At 50.4% G+C, this 18,626-nt stretch carries 16 protein-coding genes; 9 read left to right on the top strand and 7 right to left on the bottom strand.

Annotated features, from left to right (window positions below; translation table 11 throughout):
* The 5 genes from gudP to syd all read right to left on the bottom strand — a co-directional run bounded on the left by gudP (nucleotide 1) and on the right by syd (nucleotide 4,533).
* Entirely contained in the window at nucleotides 1–1,353 is a 1,353-nt protein-coding gene (gene gudP, locus ACK8NJ_RS05055) for a galactarate/glucarate/glycerate transporter GudP (protein ID WP_000097082.1), read from the bottom strand.
* Between the two features lie 434 nt (nucleotides 1,354–1,787).
* Nucleotides 1,788–2,237, bottom strand: a complete 450-nt coding sequence (locus tag ACK8NJ_RS05050) for a flavodoxin (protein WP_000807751.1) — start codon at nucleotides 2,235–2,237, stop codon at nucleotides 1,788–1,790.
* A gap of 17 nt (nucleotides 2,238–2,254) precedes the next feature.
* On the bottom strand, nucleotides 2,255–3,037 hold the full coding sequence (gene truC, locus ACK8NJ_RS05045) for a tRNA pseudouridine(65) synthase TruC (protein WP_000890001.1): 783 nt from the start codon (nucleotides 3,035–3,037) through the stop codon (nucleotides 2,255–2,257).
* Nucleotides 3,037–3,366: a YqcC family protein gene (locus ACK8NJ_RS05040; protein ID WP_000206993.1), complete on the bottom strand. Its 330-nt coding sequence runs from the start codon at nucleotides 3,364–3,366 to the stop codon at nucleotides 3,037–3,039. Before ACK8NJ_RS05040 ends, truC begins: the two co-directional genes overlap by 1 nt.
* A 621-nt stretch (nucleotides 3,367–3,987) precedes the next feature.
* Nucleotides 3,988–4,533 (bottom strand): SecY-interacting protein, encoded by a 546-nt coding sequence (gene syd, locus ACK8NJ_RS05035; protein WP_000342431.1) that lies wholly within the window; start codon nucleotides 4,531–4,533, stop codon nucleotides 3,988–3,990.
* A gap of 67 nt (nucleotides 4,534–4,600) precedes the next feature.
* On the opposite strand from syd, the gene queF reads away from it, so the two are divergent.
* The 5 genes from queF (at nucleotide 4,601) to xni (ending at nucleotide 11,062) form a co-directional block, all read left to right on the top strand.
* A complete protein-coding gene (queF, locus tag ACK8NJ_RS05030; protein ID WP_000100411.1) occupies nucleotides 4,601–5,449 on the top strand; it encodes an NADPH-dependent 7-cyano-7-deazaguanine reductase QueF in 849 nt (282 codons plus the stop codon).
* 111 nt (nucleotides 5,450–5,560) lie between these two features.
* Complete coding sequence (gene ppnN, locus ACK8NJ_RS05025; RefSeq protein ID WP_000627995.1) at nucleotides 5,561–6,925, top strand: nucleotide 5'-monophosphate nucleosidase PpnN; 1,365 nt, start codon at nucleotides 5,561–5,563, stop codon at nucleotides 6,923–6,925.
* Between the two features lie 556 nt (nucleotides 6,926–7,481).
* Nucleotides 7,482–8,771, top strand: a complete 1,290-nt coding sequence (gene sdaC / locus ACK8NJ_RS05020; RefSeq protein WP_000450476.1) for an HAAAP family serine/threonine permease SdaC — start codon at nucleotides 7,482–7,484, stop codon at nucleotides 8,769–8,771.
* A gap of 57 nt (nucleotides 8,772–8,828) precedes the next feature.
* A complete protein-coding gene (gene sdaB, locus ACK8NJ_RS05015; protein WP_000626404.1) occupies nucleotides 8,829–10,196 on the top strand; it encodes an L-serine ammonia-lyase II in 1,368 nt (455 codons plus the stop codon).
* A gap of 110 nt (nucleotides 10,197–10,306) precedes the next feature.
* The gene (gene xni, locus ACK8NJ_RS05010) at nucleotides 10,307–11,062 is read left to right on the top strand and encodes a flap endonuclease Xni (protein ID WP_001314973.1); all 756 of its coding nucleotides are present in this window, start codon (nucleotides 10,307–10,309) and stop codon (nucleotides 11,060–11,062) included.
* Nucleotides 11,063–11,166: 104 nt separating this feature from the next.
* Here xni and fucO read toward each other — a convergent pair whose 3' ends face one another.
* Nucleotides 11,167–12,315: a lactaldehyde reductase gene (gene fucO / locus ACK8NJ_RS05005; protein WP_000013588.1), complete on the bottom strand. Its 1,149-nt coding sequence runs from the start codon at nucleotides 12,313–12,315 to the stop codon at nucleotides 11,167–11,169.
* A 27-nt stretch (nucleotides 12,316–12,342) separates the two neighbouring features.
* Nucleotides 12,343–12,990: an L-fuculose-phosphate aldolase gene (gene fucA / locus ACK8NJ_RS05000; protein ID WP_137515955.1), complete on the bottom strand. Its 648-nt coding sequence runs from the start codon at nucleotides 12,988–12,990 to the stop codon at nucleotides 12,343–12,345.
* Nucleotides 12,991–13,536: 546 nt separating this feature from the next.
* Here fucA and fucP point away from each other — a divergent pair.
* The 4 genes from fucP to fucU all read left to right on the top strand — a co-directional run bounded on the left by fucP (nucleotide 13,537) and on the right by fucU (nucleotide 18,612).
* Nucleotides 13,537–14,853, top strand: a complete 1,317-nt coding sequence (fucP, locus tag ACK8NJ_RS04995; protein ID WP_000528603.1) for an L-fucose:H+ symporter permease — start codon at nucleotides 13,537–13,539, stop codon at nucleotides 14,851–14,853.
* Between the two features lie 32 nt (nucleotides 14,854–14,885).
* Nucleotides 14,886–16,661: an L-fucose isomerase gene (fucI, locus tag ACK8NJ_RS04990; protein WP_004096692.1), complete on the top strand. Its 1,776-nt coding sequence runs from the start codon at nucleotides 14,886–14,888 to the stop codon at nucleotides 16,659–16,661.
* Between the two features lie 108 nt (nucleotides 16,662–16,769).
* The gene (gene fucK, locus ACK8NJ_RS04985; protein WP_411962188.1) at nucleotides 16,770–18,188 is read left to right on the top strand and encodes an L-fuculokinase; all 1,419 of its coding nucleotides are present in this window, start codon (nucleotides 16,770–16,772) and stop codon (nucleotides 18,186–18,188) included.
* Between the two features lies 1 nt (nucleotide 18,189).
* Nucleotides 18,190–18,612, top strand: a complete 423-nt coding sequence (gene fucU, locus ACK8NJ_RS04980) for an L-fucose mutarotase (protein ID WP_000920840.1) — start codon at nucleotides 18,190–18,192, stop codon at nucleotides 18,610–18,612.
* Nucleotides 18,613–18,626 lie beyond the last annotated feature (14 nt).

The following is an 18,626-nucleotide window of genomic DNA, read 5'->3' as shown; positions in this document are numbered from 1 at the left end:
TTATTGCCCCGCAACAGGTTTCAGCTCGATACGTTTGATATCGCCCACCAGCACCAGGTAGCTCAGTACCGCGATTAAGGCATGAACACCAACATAAATCAGCGCCCCATTAAACGAGCCAGTCGTGCCAACGATATAACCAATTGCGATTGGCGTGACGATGCCAGAAATGTTACCGAACATGTTGAACAGGCCACCGGAAAGACCGCTGATCTCTTTTGGCGCGGTATCTGCCATTACTGCCCAACCCAGCGCCCCGATGCCCTTACCGAAGAAGGCCAGCGCCATAAAGCCGATGATCATCCACTCAACGTTGACGTAGTTGCAGAACACCATCACCATCGACAGCAACATGCCCATTACGATCGGTGTTTTACGCGCAATGTTCAGCGATCCCGTGCGGCGCATCAGCCAGTCGGAAATAATCCCACCCAGCACACCGCCGATAAAACCGCAAACCGCCGGAACGGAAGCCACAAAGCCCGCTTTCAGAATCGACATCCCACGCGCCTGCACCAGATAAACCGGGAACCAGGTAATAAAGAAGTAAGTCAGGGCGTTGATACAGTACTGACCGATATAAACGCCGATCATCATCCGTGACCCGAGCAGTTGTTTGATCTGCCCCCACTTCACGCTGAACGGCACTTTAACTTTGGTGTTTTGCTGATCCATATTGATCAGCGCGCCACCCGCGGCGATGTACTCCAGCTCTTTCTGATTTACCCCCGGATGTTGATTTGGCTCGTGGATGACTTTCAACCAGATAAAGCTGATGACAATCCCCAGACCGCCCATAAAGAAGAAGACGTGTGACCAGCCCACTTCATGCGTCAGCCAGCCCATAATCGGCGCGAAGATCACCGTTGCGAAGTATTGAGCGGAGTTAAAAATCGACACCGCCGTTCCCCTTTCCTGCGCCGGAAACCAGGCCGCAACAATGCGACTGTTGCCGGGGAAAGATGGCGCTTCAGCAAGCCCGACCAGGAAGCGCAGAGTAAACAGGGCAACGATAATGCCGAATCCACTAAAGATATCGACGAAGCCTTGCAGCAAGGTAAACATCGACCAGATAAAGATCGACCAGAAGTAGACGCGTTTTGAACCAAAACGGTCCAGCAACCAGCCACCAGGGATCTGCCCGATAACATAAGCCCATGAGAAAGCAGAGAACACATAGCCCATTCCCACAGGATCAAGGCCGATATCTTTGGCCATTTCCGAACCGGCGATAGAGAGCGTAGCGCGGTCGCCGTAGTTGAAGGATGTGACGATAAACAACATCACCACTATCCAGTAACGAGCATTCGTGCGTTTTTCCACACTGCTCGCAGCCTGACTTAAAGAACTCATTGTTGCACTCCTGAAAATTCGCGTTAGCCACGCTCACTCTGGACTGCGACATCGCCAGGAAATCAGAGGTGACGTAGGGTGTTTTTTGCCGTTTTTATAGGTCGTTCGCCGAATACGGCGCGTGTTTATATCTGGCAATAGCAGTATAAAAAGCGCGCCATAGCGGCTCACCGTGCAACAACACAACATTAATGCGTTCAATGAGGCCCGATTTTGGCATTAGCCCTGGACGGTGGAATCCACTTCACGGAAATGAAAACAAAAACAAGAAAGGAAGGGTTAAAATGAAGAAATAAAGAAGAGTATGAAATGGATCGCTTGACTCCAGGCAAACGCCAGTAAAAATCCGCGCTATGAAGCAGTTTTTACTGGCATTTGCCTGAAAAGATTCGATTCAGCACCGCTAAAACGGCATTTACCGCTCGCTGAACGTATCAGGACAACAGCGTGCCCCAATGTTCGACCCACGGATTTGATTCCGTTTCCGGTTCCGGGTTCTCACTGGCGTCAATCAACAGCATTTCGCCAACCCGCTGAGCGCTCTGTTCCTGCAACAATGCATCGAACTGTTTGCCGCCATTGCAGAAATTCACATAACTACTGTCGCCGAGCGCAATCACGCCATAACGCAGATTCGGCTGGAAGCCCAGACTATCTTTGATTCCCTGAAAGAGCGGCACAATGCTATCAGGAAGGTCGCCCTGCCCGGTCGTGGACGTAACCACCAGAACATACTTATCCTGATAGGGCAGCCAGTCGCTTAATTCAGGATCTTCAAATACCGTTGCTTTGTGGCCCTGCGCGGTCAGAATCGCTTCCGCTTCTTCCGCCACTAACAGCGAATTTCCGTACATAGTGCCCACAAAAATACCAATTTCCGCCATACCGTTTTCTCCCTGGATTAGGAACTTATCTCTCCATCCTGACCCGATGGCGCACTGAACTCAACCCTTTCATTTTCAGGAAGCAGACCCCGCCAGCCAAATTGTGATAACGCCTGCATCCAGGTGTCGTCCAGGCCCGCGTGAATAGTCAGCGGCTCGCCAGTAAAAGGATGCGTCAATGACAACTGACTGGCATGCAGCATTAACCGCTGAAGGCCAAAATGTTCAGCACCGCTGCGATTCTGGCGTAAATCACCATGTTTGCTGTCGCCAATAATCGGGTGGCGCAAATGGGCAAGATGGCGACGGAGCTGGTGCTTGCGTCCGGTTTTCGGCTCCAGTTCCACCAGGCCGTAGCGCGTGGTCGGGTAACGTCCGGTCGCTACCGGCATTTCTACGGTCGCCAGACCGCGATAATGCGTCACTGCTGGCTGCGGGCCTTTATCTTCGCGGGCAAATTTATCAGCGATTTTGTCCAGTTCTTCCACCAGTGGATAATCCAGAACTGCTTCTTCCATCAACCAGCCGCGCACAATCGCATGGTAACGTTTCTGGATTTGGTGCTGTTCAAACTGTTGTGCCAGCAGCCGTCCGGCCTCGCTGGATAATCCCATCAACAACACACCAGAAGTTGGTCGGTCCAGACGATGAGCAGTAAACACATGCTGGCCTATCTGGTCACGCACGGTTTGCATGACCACTACTTTCTCGTCGCGATCCAGCCAGCTGCGGTGAACCAGCCAGCCGGAGGGTTTATTTACCGCAACCAGCCATTCATCCTGATAGAGTATTTCCAGCATTAGCTCGCATCATCCGCAAAAAGAGCATCCAGTTTTTCCAGCTCAGCCAGAATAAGCGCGCGTTGCGGGTGGTCCGTCGCCAGCGCCATTTCATAATAGGGAGCAACGGCAAAAGCGCCCGGTAACGGCTGGTTGTTTTCTAACAAATCGTGCATTCGCGGGATCAGCACCCACTGCAACCACTCCAGTGGTTCCATGGTGTCCATAAAGAACGGTTGGGTACTGTTAAATTGATGCGGCTGGGGTTCATCGTTTCGCCAGTGCTGATGTTCACGCAGTAACGCTTCAAGCGCCTGCAACTGGAGACGAACGCGGTCATGAGTGGTCATAAAGCAACCTCAATAAGAAAAACTGCCGCGAAGGATAGCAGGAATAAAAAAAGGGAGCACTGTATTCACAGTGCTCCCGGTTCGTTTCGCAGCATTCCAGCTACTTTTGTTGCTCCCTGCTCATCCTTGACAACTTTTCCTCTGGCCTTGCGGCCAATCGTTCATCCTGAACTATTGCTTCCTGCTCACACCACCCCGATGTGATACTTCATCCTGAAGTGTCCCTGGCCTTCCTGACCCACCGAATCATCCTGACCGGTTCTCATTCTCCATCCTGGAGGTGTCCTTTAACGCGTCCTGCGTCATCCTCTTCGCTTCATCCAGAAGCCTTTCCCTGAAACACCATCCTGGTGTGTCCTTCAGAAGTGTCATCATCCTGATGTTCACTTCGTTGTCTGACTCCCTGTCGACGAAGATAGAATCGTCTTTTTCGCGAAGTCTTACAAGGCGCTTACAGACAATGCCTTAAGGAAAATTTCATATGAAAGTTAAGAATTGACAAGCAATATATTGATTTTAAATGAAAATAACGATTCTTATCTTTTTAAGTATTCGCTTATTTCCTGGCGATCTCCTACAGAGTCTGTAAGAGATCTCTCACAACCAGATGGGGTATTTGGATTACAGAAGAGGCTTAAGTTGATTAAGGAATTCCGCAAGATTTGAGGCTAAATGCGTCCGTTTACGTGTTCCCAGCGTCTCTTTGCACACTTCACCGGAGAGATTACACACCGAGATCACCTCTAACTCTTCTTCCAGCGTCGCGATAAATAGCGTGGGCGGCAGTTTTAGCCTTTTCTGAGTCACCAGATGACCAATCAGATTTTCCTGCACCCGACGGAAGTCGTCTTCACTCCAGGTTTGCAGCAATGTCAGTTTAATATCGCCAAACTGCGCGTGCATATCCCCGGCAAACTGAGTCGTATAAAAGGTATGAATTGTGGGTTGTATCACAATATCAAAAGCGCGTTCAACCGCGTTTACATTTTGTTCCCCGGTAAACGGCTGGGGTTGCCAGTATACGGCGTCTTCGGTGGTTGAAATAATGCACGGTGAAGGAACGCCGTACAGTTCCTCACTCAACGGCCAGCTTTTATGCTCTTCATGCCACGCATCGCAGTAGCGTGCAGTAAAATCTTTCAGGGCTTGTGCGGTCAAATCGTCCACTAATTTCTCTCTTCACTTAAACCAGATACACTTGTCGTTTAGTTTATCTGGTTTATGACGGTGAAACATGTCTTCTTATGCAAACCATCAGGCACTTGCGGGCCTGACTCTTGGAAAATCAACCGATTACCGGGATACCTATGACGCCAGCCTACTGCAAGGCGTTCCGCGTAGTCTGAATCGCGATCCGCTGGGTCTGAAAGCGGATAACCTGCCTTTTCACGGTACGGATATCTGGACGCTATATGAACTTTCCTGGCTGAATGCGAAAGGTTTGCCGCAGGTCGCCGTCGGTCATGTTGAACTTGATTACACCAGCGCAAATCTGATTGAGTCGAAGAGTTTTAAGCTCTATCTCAACAGTTTTAACCAGACGCGTTTTAATAACTGGGATGAGGTGCGCCAGACGCTGGAGCGCGACTTAAGCACTTGCGCTCAGGGTAAGGTTAGCGTGGCGTTATATCGTCTTGATGAACTGGAAGGCCAACCGATAGGTCATTTCAATGGCACTTGCATTGATGACCAGGATATCACTATCGATAACTATGAATTCACTACTGACTATCTGGAGAATGCCACCAGTGGCGAAAAAGTAGTAGAAGAGACGCTCGTCAGCCACCTGCTGAAATCAAATTGCCTGATCACCCATCAACCAGATTGGGGATCGATCCAAATTCAGTATCGTGGACGCCAAATTGACAGAGAAAAACTGCTGCGTTACCTGGTTTCTTTCCGTCATCACAACGAGTTCCACGAACAGTGCGTGGAACGCATCTTTAATGACCTGTTACGCTTCTGCCAGCCAGAGAAATTGAGCGTTTACGCACGTTATACCCGTCGTGGCGGTCTGGACATTAACCCGTGGCGCAGTAATAGCGATTTTGTCCCATCGACCACAAGACTGGTTCGGCAATAAATTTTTTCTCAATTTTGCGTGCTGGATTCACGCAGAAGGTTGTGAAAGGTCATCAGGCAGGGCTATTGTAATCAAAGGGAATGACGATATTCGTCCCATAAGGAGTTTTTCTTGATTACACATATTAGCCCGCTTGGCTCCATGGATATGTTGTCGCAGCTGGAAGTGGATATGCTTAAACGCACCGCCAGCAGCGACCTCTATCAACTGTTTCGCAACTGTTCACTTGCCGTACTGAACTCCGGTAGTTTGACCGATAACAGCAAAGAATTGCTGTCTCGTTTTGAAAATTTCGATATTAACGTCCTGCGCCGTGAACGCGGCGTAAAGCTGGAACTGATTAATCCCCCGGAAGAGGCTTTTGTCGATGGGCGAATTATTCGCGCTTTGCAGGCCAACTTGTTCGCGGTTCTGCGCGACATTCTCTTCGTTTACGGGCAAATCCATAACACCGTTCGTTTTCCCAACCTGAATCTCGACAACTCCGTCCACATCACTAACCTGGTCTTTTCCATCTTGCGTAACGCTCGCGCGCTGCATGTTGGTGAAGCGCCAAATATGGTGGTCTGCTGGGGCGGGCACTCAATTAACGAAAACGAGTATTTGTATGCCCGTCGCGTCGGGAATCAGCTGGGCCTGCGTGAGCTGAATATCTGCACCGGCTGTGGTCCGGGAGCGATGGAAGCGCCGATGAAAGGCGCTGCGGTCGGACACGCACAGCAGCGTTACAAAGACAGTCGTTTTATTGGTATGACAGAGCCGTCGATTATCGCCGCTGAACCGCCTAACCCGCTGGTCAACGAATTGATCATCATGCCGGATATCGAAAAACGTCTGGAAGCGTTTGTCCGTATCGCTCACGGTATCATTATCTTCCCTGGCGGTGTGGGTACGGCAGAAGAGTTGCTGTATTTGCTGGGAATTTTAATGAACCCGGCCAACAAAGATCAGGTTTTACCATTGATCCTCACCGGCCCGAAAGAGAGCGCCGACTACTTCCGCGTACTGGACGAGTTTGTCGTGCATACGCTGGGTGAAAACGCGCGCCGCCATTACCGCATCATCATTGATGACGCCGCTGAAGTCGCTCGTCAGATGAAAAAATCGATGCCGCTGGTGAAAGAAAATCGCCGCGACACAGGCGATGCCTACAGCTTTAACTGGTCAATGCGCATTGCGCCAGATTTGCAAATGCCGTTTGAGCCGTCTCACGAGAATATGGCTAATCTGAAGCTTTACCCGGATCAACCCGTTGAAGTGCTGGCTGCCGACCTGCGCCGTGCGTTCTCCGGTATTGTGGCGGGTAACGTAAAAGAAGTCGGTATTCGCGCCATTGAAGAGTTTGGTCCTTATAAAATCAACGGCGATAAAGAGATTATGCGTCGTATGGATGACCTGCTACAGGGTTTTGTTGCCCAGCATCGTATGAAGTTGCCAGGCTCAGCCTACATCCCTTGCTACGAAATCTGCACGTAATCTCCCCTCCCCCGGTGACGTTTGTTGCCGGGTTTTCTCGTTTTTGGTCACTTACTCATCAACTCATTTCATTTGTTATATGAATGTTTCTTACCACCCTCACGCAACAAATATCATTACAGTTAATATGTCATACAATTTATGTTGTAACGCAAACGTTTCCCTATTTTCATAAACCACATTTTATCGCTATGAAAAAGAAATTATCGCCATGATTAACTAAAAGTATTGATTTTTTCAGTTCAACCTACATATATTGCGCGCCCCGGAAGAAGTCAGATGTCGTTTAATGGGCAAATATTGCCCTTAAATTCTCTTTTACTTTTGATTTACAGAGTAAAGCGTTGGGATAATCTATCTTCCAAGTAGATTATTGTATTTGGGATCAAGATCACTGATAGATACATAACTTGTGTGTATCTTTCCGCCCTCAAATTATTACGGCGGTAAATGATTAAGCCATCGCCGATAGACAGATTTCATTTTTACGGTCAGGCACCTTCCCGGGCTGAACTGGCTAAAAGCTGAATTATTTGCATTCCTCCAGGAGAAATAGATGGAAACGACTCAAACCAGCACGATTGCGTCGAAAGACTCTCGTAGTGCCTGGCGCAAGACAGACACCATGTGGATGCTGGGCCTTTACGGCACGGCAATCGGCGCGGGCGTGCTGTTCCTGCCAATCAACGCCGGTGTTGGCGGTATGATCCCGCTGATCATCATGGCTATCCTTGCGTTCCCGATGACATTTTTTGCTCACCGCGGTCTGACTCGCTTCGTACTGTCTGGTAAAAACCCAGGCGAAGACATCACCGAGGTTGTAGAAGAACACTTTGGTATTGGCGCAGGTAAACTGATTACCCTGCTCTACTTCTTCGCTATCTACCCGATCCTGCTGGTTTATAGCGTGGCAATCACCAATACAGTTGAAAGCTTCATGTCTCACCAGCTGGGTATGACACCACCGCCGCGTGCGATTCTGTCGCTGATCCTGATCGTGGGTATGATGACCATCGTTCGCTTCGGTGAGCAGATGATCGTTAAAGCGATGAGTATTCTGGTATTCCCGTTTGTTGGCGTACTGATGCTGCTGGCTCTGTACCTGATCCCGCAGTGGAACGGCGCAGCACTGGAAACGCTGTCTCTGGACACTGCATCTGCAACCGGAAACGGTCTGTGGATGACCCTGTGGCTGGCAATTCCGGTAATGGTGTTCTCGTTCAACCACTCTCCGATCATCTCTTCTTTCGCCGTTGCGAAGCGTGAAGAGTACGGCGATATGGCAGAACAGAAATGCTCGAAGATCCTGGCATTCGCACACATCATGATGGTGCTGACCGTAATGTTCTTCGTATTCAGCTGTGTACTGAGCCTGACTCCGGCAGACCTGGCTGCGGCTAAAGAGCAGAACATCTCGATTCTGTCTTACCTGGCTAACCACTTTAACGCACCGGTTATCGCATGGATGGCACCGATTATCGCGATTATCGCTATCACCAAATCCTTCCTCGGCCACTACCTGGGCGCACGTGAAGGCTTCAACGGTATGGTGATTAAATCTCTGCGTGGTAAAGGTAAGTCTATCGAAATCAACAAGCTGAACCGTATCACTGCGCTGTTCATGCTGGTAACGACCTGGATTGTTGCCACCCTGAACCCGAGCATCCTGGGTATGATTGAAACCCTGGGCGGCCCAATCATCGCGATGATCCTGTTCCTGATGCCGATGTACGCAATTCAGAAAGTACCGGCAATGCGTAAGTACAGCGGTCACATCAGCAACGTATTCGTTGTCGTGATGGGTCTGATTGCAATCTCCGCAATCTTCTACTCTCTGTTCAGCTAAGTCCTTTCGCGCCGCTTTCGGGCGGCGCTTCCTCCGTTTTAACGCGATGTATTTCCTATGATTAGCGTATTCGATATTTTCAAAATCGGCATTGGCCCTTCCAGTTCTCATACCGTTGGACCAATGAAAGCGGGTAAACAATTTACCGACGATCTGATTGCCCGTAACCTGCTTAAAGACGTGACCCGCGTGGTGGTTGACGTGTACGGCTCGCTCTCTCTGACCGGTAAAGGCCACCACACTGATATCGCCATTATTATGGGTCTGGCGGGTAACCTGCCGGATACCGTGGATATCGATTCCATCCCTGGTTTTATTCAGGATGTGAATACTCATGGTCGCCTGATGCTGGCAAACGGTCAGCATGAAGTGGAGTTCCCGGTTGATCAGTGCATGAACTTCCATGCCGACAACCTTTCTCTGCATGAAAACGGTATGCGCATTACCGCACTGGCGGGCGATAAAGTCGTTTACAGCCAGACTTATTACTCTATCGGCGGTGGCTTTATTGTTGATGAAGAACATTTTGGTCAGCAGGATAGCGCACCGGTTGAAGTTCCTTATCCGTACAGTTCAGCAGCCGATCTGCAAAAACATTGTCAGGAAACCGGGCTGTCACTCTCTGGCCTGATGATGAAAAACGAGCTGGCGCTGCACAGCAAAGAAGAGCTGGAACAGCACCTGGCGAACGTCTGGGAAGTCATGCGTGGCGGTATTGAGCGCGGTATTTCCACCGAAGGCGTGTTGCCTGGCAAACTGCGCGTTCCACGCCGTGCTGCGGCACTACGCCGGATGCTGGTCAGCCAGGATAAAACCACCACTGACCCGATGGCGGTTGTTGACTGGATCAACATGTTTGCACTGGCAGTGAATGAAGAGAACGCTGCTGGCGGTCGCGTGGTGACTGCGCCGACTAACGGTGCGTGCGGGATTATCCCGGCTGTGCTGGCGTACTACGATAAGTTTATCCGCGAAGTGAACGCTAACTCACTGGCTCGTTACCTGCTGGTAGCCAGCGCCATTGGTTCTCTTTATAAGATGAACGCCTCAATTTCTGGTGCTGAAGTGGGTTGCCAGGGTGAAGTGGGTGTGGCGTGCTCAATGGCGGCTGCTGGTCTGGCAGAACTATTAGGCGCAAGCCCGGCGCAGGTGTGCATCGCGGCGGAAATCGCCATGGAGCATAACCTCGGTCTGACGTGTGACCCGGTTGCTGGACAGGTGCAGGTACCGTGCATCGAGCGTAACGCCATTGCGGCAGTAAAAGCGGTGAACGCCGCGCGTATGGCGCTGCGCCGTACCAGCGAGCCGCGCGTCTGCCTCGATAAAGTTATCGAGACCATGTACGAAACAGGTAAAGATATGAACGCCAAGTACCGCGAAACCTCTCGCGGTGGCCTGGCAATGAAGATCGTTGCCTGCGATTAATCTCTCCCGGAGGCCTCGTTTTGCGAGGCCTCTTCCCGTTTTCTCAACCAGCCATAGCCTGTTCCGGCATCGAATGTTACCCTTATCGCCTGATCTTTAAGGGGGTTATCGTGGCTGTTCATTTGCTTATTGTCGATGCACTGAATCTTATTCGTCGCATTCATGCCGTTCAGGGTTCGCCCTGTGTCGAAACCTGCCAGCACGCGCTCGATCAGCTCATTATGCACAGCCAACCAACCCACGCGGTCGCCGTTTTTGATGATGAAAACCGCAATAGCGGCTGGCGTCATCAGCGTTTACCAGATTACAAAGCGGGTCGACCGCCAATGCCGGAAGAGTTGCACGACGAGATGCCTGCACTACGCACCGCCTTTGAGCAACGCGGCGTCCCGTGCTGGTCAGCCAGCGGTAACGAAGCCGATGACTTAGCCGCCACGCTGGCGGTCAAAGTGACACAGGCCGGGCATCAGGCAACGATTGTTTCGACAGATAAAGGCTACTGTCAGTTACTTTCACCGACATTACGTATTCGTGATTACTTCCAGAAACGTTGGCTGGATGCGCCATTTATCGATAAAGAATTTGGCGTTCAACCGCAGCAGTTGCCCGATTACTGGGGACTTGCCGGAATAAGCAGTTCAAAGGTACCGGGTGTTGCGGGAATCGGACCAAAAAGCGCCACGCAGCTGCTGGTCGAGTTTCAGAGTCTGGAAGGGATATATGAGAATCTGGATGCGGTTGCCGAAAAGTGGCGCAAAAAATTAGAAACCCATAAAGAGATGGCGTTTCTGTGCCGCGATATTGCCCGCTTACAAACCGATTTGCATATCGACGGCAATTTACAGCAATTGCGGTTGGTACGGTAACGACGTGCCGGATGCAAACGATTATCAGCACATTGAATTTAATGCACTTATATGCCGGATAAGACGCGGCTAGCGTCGCATCCGGCATTATCACATCAGCGCATTTACCAGGCGGTATGGTAAAGCTCTACAATATCCTCAAGCGTTGCTTCACGCGGGTTGCCACCGGTACAAACATCATCCAGTGCCGCCTGCGCCAGTGCCGGAATGTCTTCCTTGCGTACCCCAACATCACGCAAATGTGGCGGAATACCGACATCACGGTTGAGAGCAAACACCGCTTCAACAGCGGCATTACGCGCCTCTTCCAGGCTCATACCTTCCACTTTCACGCCCATAACGCGCGCGATATCGCGGTACTTCTCACCGGTAAAGTCAGCGTTATAGCGCATGACATGCGGTAACAGGATGGCGTTCGCAACACCGTGTGGCGTGTTGTAAAACGCGCCCAGTGGATGCGCCATACCATGCACCAACCCTAACCCAACATTCGAGAATCCCATACCCGCAACATACTGCCCGAGCGCCATTTCTTCTCCGGCATCCTTATCACCAGCAACCGATCCTCGCAGCGCCCCAGCAATGATTTCAATCGCTTTAATGTGCAGCGCATCGGTTAGCGCCCACGCGCCACGGGTAATATACCCCTCAATAGCATGAGTGAGCGCATCGACACCCGTCGCGGCTTTCAGCGCTGGAGGCATACCATCCATCATGTCAGCGTCAATAAACGCCACCTGCGGGATATCATGCGGATCAACGCAAACAAACTTGCGCCGTTTTTCTTCGTCAGTGATCACGTAGTTAATGGTCACTTCTGCCGCAGTGCCTGCTGTGGTGGGGATTGCCAGAATCGGTACACTAGGTTTATTGGTCGGGGAAAGTCCTTCCAGGCTACGCACATCGGCAAACTCCGGGTTGTTGCTGATAATGCCAATCGCTTTACAAGTATCCTGTGGAGAACCACCACCAATAGCGATCAGGTAATCCGCGCCGCTATTCTGGAATACACCGAGCCCTTCTTTGACGACAGTAATTGTTGGGTTGGGCACTACGCCGTCGTAAATCGCCCATGCCAGCCCTGCAGCATCCATCTTATCGGTCACTTTTGCCACCACGCCGCATTGCACCAGCGTTTTATCGGTGACGATCAGCGCCTTCTGATAACCACGGCGTTTCACCTCATCGGTTAAAGCTCCAACAGCCCCCCGACCAAACCATGCCGTTTCGTTCAGAATCATTCTGTTAGCCATCATCCTTCTCCTTGTTGCTTTACGAAATTACTCTTCAATCCGTAACCCGTAGGTTTTGAATTTCTCCAGCACTACGGCAATCTCTTCATCGCTCAGCACTGGCACCGGGTCCGTAATCGCCAGGGTCGTCAGGTAAAGTTGCGCCAGCACTTCAACTTCATGCGCCAGCCATAACGCTTTCTCCAGATTCACCTCACAAGCGATAAGCCCATGATGTTGTAACAAAGTTGCCTTACGATTTTTGAGAGCCAGCGCAACATGTTCAGAAAGTTCGCGTGTTCCAAAGGTCGCATAAGGCGCGCAAGGAATAGAATTACCGCCAGCCGCCGCAATCATGTAGTGAATAGCGGGGAGCGGTCGGTTAAGAATGGAAACTGCTGTGCAATGAACGGCATGATTGTGAACAACTGCGTTGGCATCCGGTCTGCTTTGATAGGCCGCCATATGGAAACGCCATTCGCTTGAGGGGAGCTTTCCTTCCTCATGTTTACCGTTGCCATCAATAAAGACAATATGCGACTCCGTCAGTTTTTCATATGGAATACCTGTAGGCGTAATCAGCATCCCATCCTGATAACGTACACTGACGTTACCCGCTGTCCCCTGGTTCAGTCCCAGGCGGGTCATTTCCAGGCAAGTGTCAATAATCTGACGAGCAAGTTTATTTCGTTCCATTAGCTACCTCTCTCTGATTCAAAACAGGGCAATAATGTTGTTCCTTTCACACTATTGAATTAGCCGTTTAATTACCCACCATCTTCTTCCTGATTAACCAGAAAGAAATTCACAAGCTTATATTTTGTGACCTGGTTCAACTAATCACAGTAAATAACTGCAACTTCTCTTTTTATAACCCCATTAAAAATGACCGCTCTTAAAAATATTTATCAAAACGGTCATTTTTCCATTCCCTCTCGCCAGAAATGCCCGTTTTCGGCACAAACAATTAATACGGTCATCGGGTTTGTGTTTTTTATGATTTATTTTCTGAAACGGGCATGAAATTTCGATTATTAAAGTGATGGTAGTCACATAAAGTCACCTCCCAGCTAATAAGTGTGACCGCCGTCATATTACAGAGCGTTTTTTATTTGAAAATGAATCCATGAGTTCATTTCTGACAGGCAAATATTCACTGATATGAAGCCCGAACTCGCTGGTTTTGCACTTTTGAAAACATAACCGATTACGTGCTTAAGCTTCTGAACCTAAGAGGATGCTATGGGAAACACATCAATACAAACGCAGAGTTACCGTGCGGTAGATAAAGATGCAGGGCAAAGCAGAAGTTACATTATTCCATTCGCGCTGCTGTGCTCACTGTTTTTTCTTTGGGCGGTAGCCAATAACCTTAACGACATTTTATTACCTCAATTCCAGCAGGCTTTTACGCTGACAAATTTCCAGGCTGGCCTGATCCAATCGGCCTTTTACTTTGGTTATTTCATTATCCCAATCCCTGCTGGGATATTGATGAAAAAACTCAGTTATAAAGCAGGGATTATTACCGGATTATTTTTATATGCCTTGGGCGCTGCATTATTCTGGCCCGCTGCAGAAATAATGAACTACACCTTATTTTTAGTTGGCCTATTTATTATTGCAGCCGGATTAGGTTGTCTGGAAACTGCCGCAAACCCTTTTGTTACGGTATTAGGGCCGGAAAGCAGTGGTCACTTCCGCTTAAATCTTGCGCAAACATTTAACTCGTTTGGCGCAATTATCGCGGTTGTCTTTGGACAAAGTCTTATTTTGTCTAACGTGCCACATCAATCGCAAGACGTTCTCGATAAAATGTCTCCAGAGCAATTGAGTGCGTATAAACACAGCCTGGTATTATCGGTACAGACACCTTATATGATCATCGTGGCTATCGTGTTACTGGTCGCCCTGCTGATCATGCTGACGAAATTCCCGGCATTGCAGAGTGATAATCACAGTGACGCCAAACAAGGATCGTTCTCCGCATCGCTTTCTCGTCTGGCGCGTATTCGTCACTGGCGCTGGGCGGTATTAGCGCAATTCTGCTATGTCGGCGCGCAAACGGCCTGCTGGAGCTATTTGATTCGCTACGCTGTAGAAGAAATTCCAGGTATGACCGCAGGCTTTGCCGCTAACTATTTAACCGGAACCATGGTGTGCTTCTTTATTGGTCGTTTCACCGGTACCTGGCTCATCAGTCGCTTCGCACCACACAAAGTCCTGGCAGCCTACGCATTAATCGCTATGGCACTGTGCCTGATCTCAGCCTTCGCTGGCGGTCATGTGGGCTTAATAGCCCTGACATTATGCAGTGCCTTTATGTCGATTCAGTACCCAACAATCTTCTCGCTGGGCATTAAGAATCTCGGCCAGGACACCAAATACGGTTCGTCCTTCATCGTTATGACCATTATTGGCGGCGGTATTGTCACTCCGGTCATGGGTTTTGTCAGTGACGCAGCGGGCAACATCCCCACTGCCGAACTGATCCCGGCACTCTGCTTCGCGGTCATCTTTATCTTTGCCCGTTTCCGTTCTCAAACGGCAACTAACTGAACATATTTTCCGAATAAAGTGAGGAATCTGTAATGAAAAAAATCAGCTTACCGAAAATTGGTATCCGCCCGGTTATTGACGGTCGTCGCATGGGTGTTCGTGAGTCGCTTGAAGAACAAACAATGAATATGGCGAAAGCTACGGCCGCACTGCTGACCGAGAAACTGCGCCATGCCTGCGGAGCTGCCATCGAGTGTGTCATTTCCGATACCTGTATCGCGGGTATGGCTGAAGCCGCTGCTTGCGAAGAAAAATTCAGCAGTCAGAATGTAGGCCTCACCATTACGGTAACGCCTTGCTGGTGCTATGGCAGTGAAACTATCGACATGGATCCAACCCGCCCGAAAGCCATTTGGGGCTTTAACGGCACTGAACGCCCCGGCGCTGTTTACCTGGCAGCGGCTCTGGCAGCTCACAGCCAGAAAGGCATCCCGGCATTCTCCATTTACGGTCATGATGTTCAGGATGCCGATGACACATCGATTCCTGCCGATGTTGAAGAAAAACTGCTGCGCTTTGCCCGCGCCGGTTTAGCAGTCGCCAGCATGAAAGGTAAAAGCTATCTGTCGCTGGGCGGCGTTTCGATGGGTATCGCCGGTTCCATTGTTGATCACAACTTCTTTGAATCCTGGCTGGGAATGAAAGTCCAGGCGGTGGATATGACCGAACTGCGTCGCCGTATCGATCAGAAGATTTACGACGAAGCCGAACTGGAAATGGCGCTGGCCTGGGCTGATAAAAACTTCCGCTATGGCGAAGATGAAAATAACAAACAGTATCAACGCAATGCCGAGCAAAGCCGCGCAGTTCTGCGCGAAAGTTTACTGATGGCGATGTGTATCCGCGACATGATGCAAGGCAACAGCAAACTGGCCGATATTGGTCGCGTGGAAGAATCACTTGGCTACAACGCCATCGCTGCGGGCTTCCAGGGGCAACGTCATTGGACCGATCAATATCCCAATGGTGACACCGCCGAAGCGATCCTTAACAGTTCATTTGACTGGAATGGCGTGCGCGAACCCTTTGTCGTGGCGACCGAAAACGACAGTCTTAACGGCGTGGCAATGCTAATGGGTCACCAACTCACCGGCACCGCTCAGGTATTTGCCGATGTGCGTACCTACTGGTCACCAGAAGCAATTGAGCGTGTAACGGGGCATAAACTGGACGGACTGGCAGAACACGGCATCATCCATTTGATCAACTCCGGTTCTGCTGCGCTGGACGGTTCCTGTAAACAACGCGACAGCGAAGGTAACCCGACGATGAAGCCGCACTGGGAAATCTCTCAGCAAGAGGCTGACGCTTGCCTCGCCGCTACCGAATGGTGCCCGGCGATCCACGAATACTTCCGTGGCGGCGGTTACTCTTCCCGCTTCCTTACCGAAGGCGGCGTCCCGTTCACCATGACCCGTGTCAACATCATCAAAGGCCTGGGCCCGGTACTGCAAATCGCGGAAGGCTGGAGCGTTGAGTTACCGAAGGATGTGCATGACATCCTCAACAAACGCACCAACTCAACCTGGCCAACCACCTGGTTTGCACCGCGCCTCACCGGTAAAGGGCCGTTTACGGATGTGTATTCGGTAATGGCGAACTGGGGCGCTAACCACGGGGTTCTGACCATCGGCCACGTTGGCGCAGACTTTATCACTCTCGCCTCCATGCTGCGTATCCCGGTATGTATGCACAACGTTGAAGAGACCAAAGTATATCGTCCTTCTGCCTGGGCCGCGCACGGCATGGATATTGAAGGCCAGGATTACCGCGCTTGCCAGAACTACGGCCCGTTGTACAAGCGTTAATACATTACTCCCTGATGTGATGCCCGGTCGCTCCGGCTACCGGGCCAGAACAAGCAAGAGTGGTTAGCCGGATAAACAATGTTATCCGGCTATATTGCAGGAGCGATTATGAAACAAGAAGTTATCCTGGTACTCGACTGTGGCGCGACCAATGTCAGGGCCATCGCGGTTAATCGGCAGGGAAAAATTGTTGCCCGCGCCTCAACGCCTAATGCCAGCGATATCGCGATGGAAAACAACACCTGGCACCAGTGGTCTTTAGACGCCATTTTGCAACGCTTTGCTGATTGCTGTCGGCAAATCAATAGTGAACTGACTGATTGCCACATCCGCGGTATCGCCGTCACCACCTTTGGTGTGGATGGCGCTCTGGTAGATAAGCAAGGCAATCTGCTCTATCCGATCATTAGCTGGAAATGTCCGCGAACAGCAGCGGTTATGGACAATATTGAACAGTTGATCTCCGCACAGCGGTTGCAGGCTATTTCTGGCGTCGGAGCCTTTAGTTTCAATACGTTATATAAGTTGGTGTGGTTGAAAGAAAATCATCCACAACTGCTGGAACGCGCGCACGCCTGGCTCTTTATTTCGTCGCTGATTAACCACCGTTTAACCGGCGAATTCTCTACTGATATCACGATGGCCGGAACCAGCCAGATGCTGGATATCCAGCAACGCGATTTCAGTCCGCAAATTTTACAAGCCACCGGTATTCCACGCCGACTCTTCCCTCGTCTGGTGGAAGCGGGTGAACAGATTGGTACGTTACAGAACAGCGCCGCAGCAATGCTCGGCTTACCCGTTGGCATACCGGTGATTTCCGCAGGTCACGATACCCAGTTCGCCCTTTTTGGCGCTGGTGCCGACCAAAATGAACCCGTGCTCTCTTCCGGTACATGGGAAATTTTAATGGTCCGTAGCACCCAGGTTGATACTTCGCTGTTAAGTCAGTACGCCGGTTCGACCTGCGAACTGGATAGTCAGGCAGGGTTGTATAACCCAGGTATGCAATGGCTGGCATCCGGCGTGCTGGAATGGGTGAGAAAACTGTTCTGGACGGCTGAAACTCCCTGGCAAATGTTGATTGAAGAGGCTCGTCTGATCGCGCCTGGCGCGGATGGCGTGAAAATGCAGTGTGATTTATTGTCGTGTCAGAACGCTGGCTGGCAAGGAGTGACGCTTAATACCACGCGGGGGCATTTCTATCGCGCGGCGCTGGAAGGGTTAACTGCGCAATTACAGCACAATCTACAGATGCTGGAAAAAATCGGGCACTTTAAAGCCTCTGAATTATTGTTAGTCGGTGGAGGAAGTCGCAACACTTTGTGGAATCAGATTAAAGCCAATATGCTTGATATTCCGGTAAAAGTTCTCGACGACGCCGAAACGACCGTCGCAGGAGCTGCGCTGTTCGGTTGGTATGGCGTAGGGGAATTTAACAGCCCGGAGGAAGCTCGCGCGCAGATTCATTATCAGTACCGTTATTTCTACCCGCAAACTGAACCTGAATTTATAGAGGAAGTGTGAAATGCTGAAAACAATTTCGCCGTTAATTTCTCCCGAACTATTGAAAGTGCTGGCAGAGATGGGACATGGAGATGAAATTATTTTTTCCGATGCTCACTTTCCCGCCCATTCGATGGGACCGCAGGTGATCCGCGCTGATGGCCTGTTGGTGAGCGACTTGCTCCAGGCGATTATCCCATTATTTGAGCTGGACAGTTATGCACCGCCGCTGGTGATGATGGCGGCGGTAGAAGGTGACACTCTCGATCCTGAAGTAGAACGACGTTACCGTAATGCGCTTTCACTACAAGCCCCGTGTCCTGACATCATCCGCATCAATCGTTTTGCGTTTTATGAACGGGCACAAAAAGCCTTTGCGATCGTTATCACAGGCGAACGAGCGAAGTACGGGAATATTCTTTTAAAAAAAGGGGTAACACCGTAATCTCATACCGGTAC

It is taken from the genome of Escherichia sp. F1 (assembly GCF_046764225.1).
Classification (GTDB): domain Bacteria; phylum Pseudomonadota; class Gammaproteobacteria; order Enterobacterales; family Enterobacteriaceae; genus Escherichia; species Escherichia coli.
This window is presented reverse-complemented; position numbering and strand designations above follow the sequence as displayed.

What these genes read in the sequence shown, in the direction of transcription:
- fucI (WP_004096692.1), top strand. Translation starts at nt 14,886, where the DNA reads ATGAAAAAAATCAGCTTACCGAAAATTGGTATCCGCCCGGTTATTGAC.
- gudP (WP_000097082.1), bottom strand. Translation starts at nt 1,353, where the DNA reads ATGAGTTCTTTAAGTCAGGCTGCGAGCAGTGTGGAAAAACGCACGAAT.
- queF (WP_000100411.1), top strand. Translation starts at nt 4,601, where the DNA reads ATGTCTTCTTATGCAAACCATCAGGCACTTGCGGGCCTGACTCTTGGA.
- sdaB (WP_000626404.1), top strand. Translation starts at nt 8,829, where the DNA reads ATGATTAGCGTATTCGATATTTTCAAAATCGGCATTGGCCCTTCCAGT.
- fucO (WP_000013588.1), bottom strand. Translation starts at nt 12,315, where the DNA reads ATGGCTAACAGAATGATTCTGAACGAAACGGCATGGTTTGGTCGGGGG.
- truC (WP_000890001.1), bottom strand. Translation starts at nt 3,037, where the DNA reads ATGCTGGAAATACTCTATCAGGATGAATGGCTGGTTGCGGTAAATAAA.
- fucP (WP_000528603.1), top strand. Translation starts at nt 13,537, where the DNA reads ATGGGAAACACATCAATACAAACGCAGAGTTACCGTGCGGTAGATAAA.
- ACK8NJ_RS05050 (WP_000807751.1), bottom strand. Translation starts at nt 2,237, where the DNA reads ATGGCGGAAATTGGTATTTTTGTGGGCACTATGTACGGAAATTCGCTG.
- ACK8NJ_RS05040 (WP_000206993.1), bottom strand. Translation starts at nt 3,366, where the DNA reads ATGACCACTCATGACCGCGTTCGTCTCCAGTTGCAGGCGCTTGAAGCG.
- fucA (WP_137515955.1), bottom strand. Translation starts at nt 12,990, where the DNA reads ATGGAACGAAATAAACTTGCTCGTCAGATTATTGACACTTGCCTGGAA.
- fucK (WP_411962188.1), top strand. Translation starts at nt 16,770, where the DNA reads ATGAAACAAGAAGTTATCCTGGTACTCGACTGTGGCGCGACCAATGTC.
- sdaC (WP_000450476.1), top strand. Translation starts at nt 7,482, where the DNA reads ATGGAAACGACTCAAACCAGCACGATTGCGTCGAAAGACTCTCGTAGT.
- fucU (WP_000920840.1), top strand. Translation starts at nt 18,190, where the DNA reads ATGCTGAAAACAATTTCGCCGTTAATTTCTCCCGAACTATTGAAAGTG.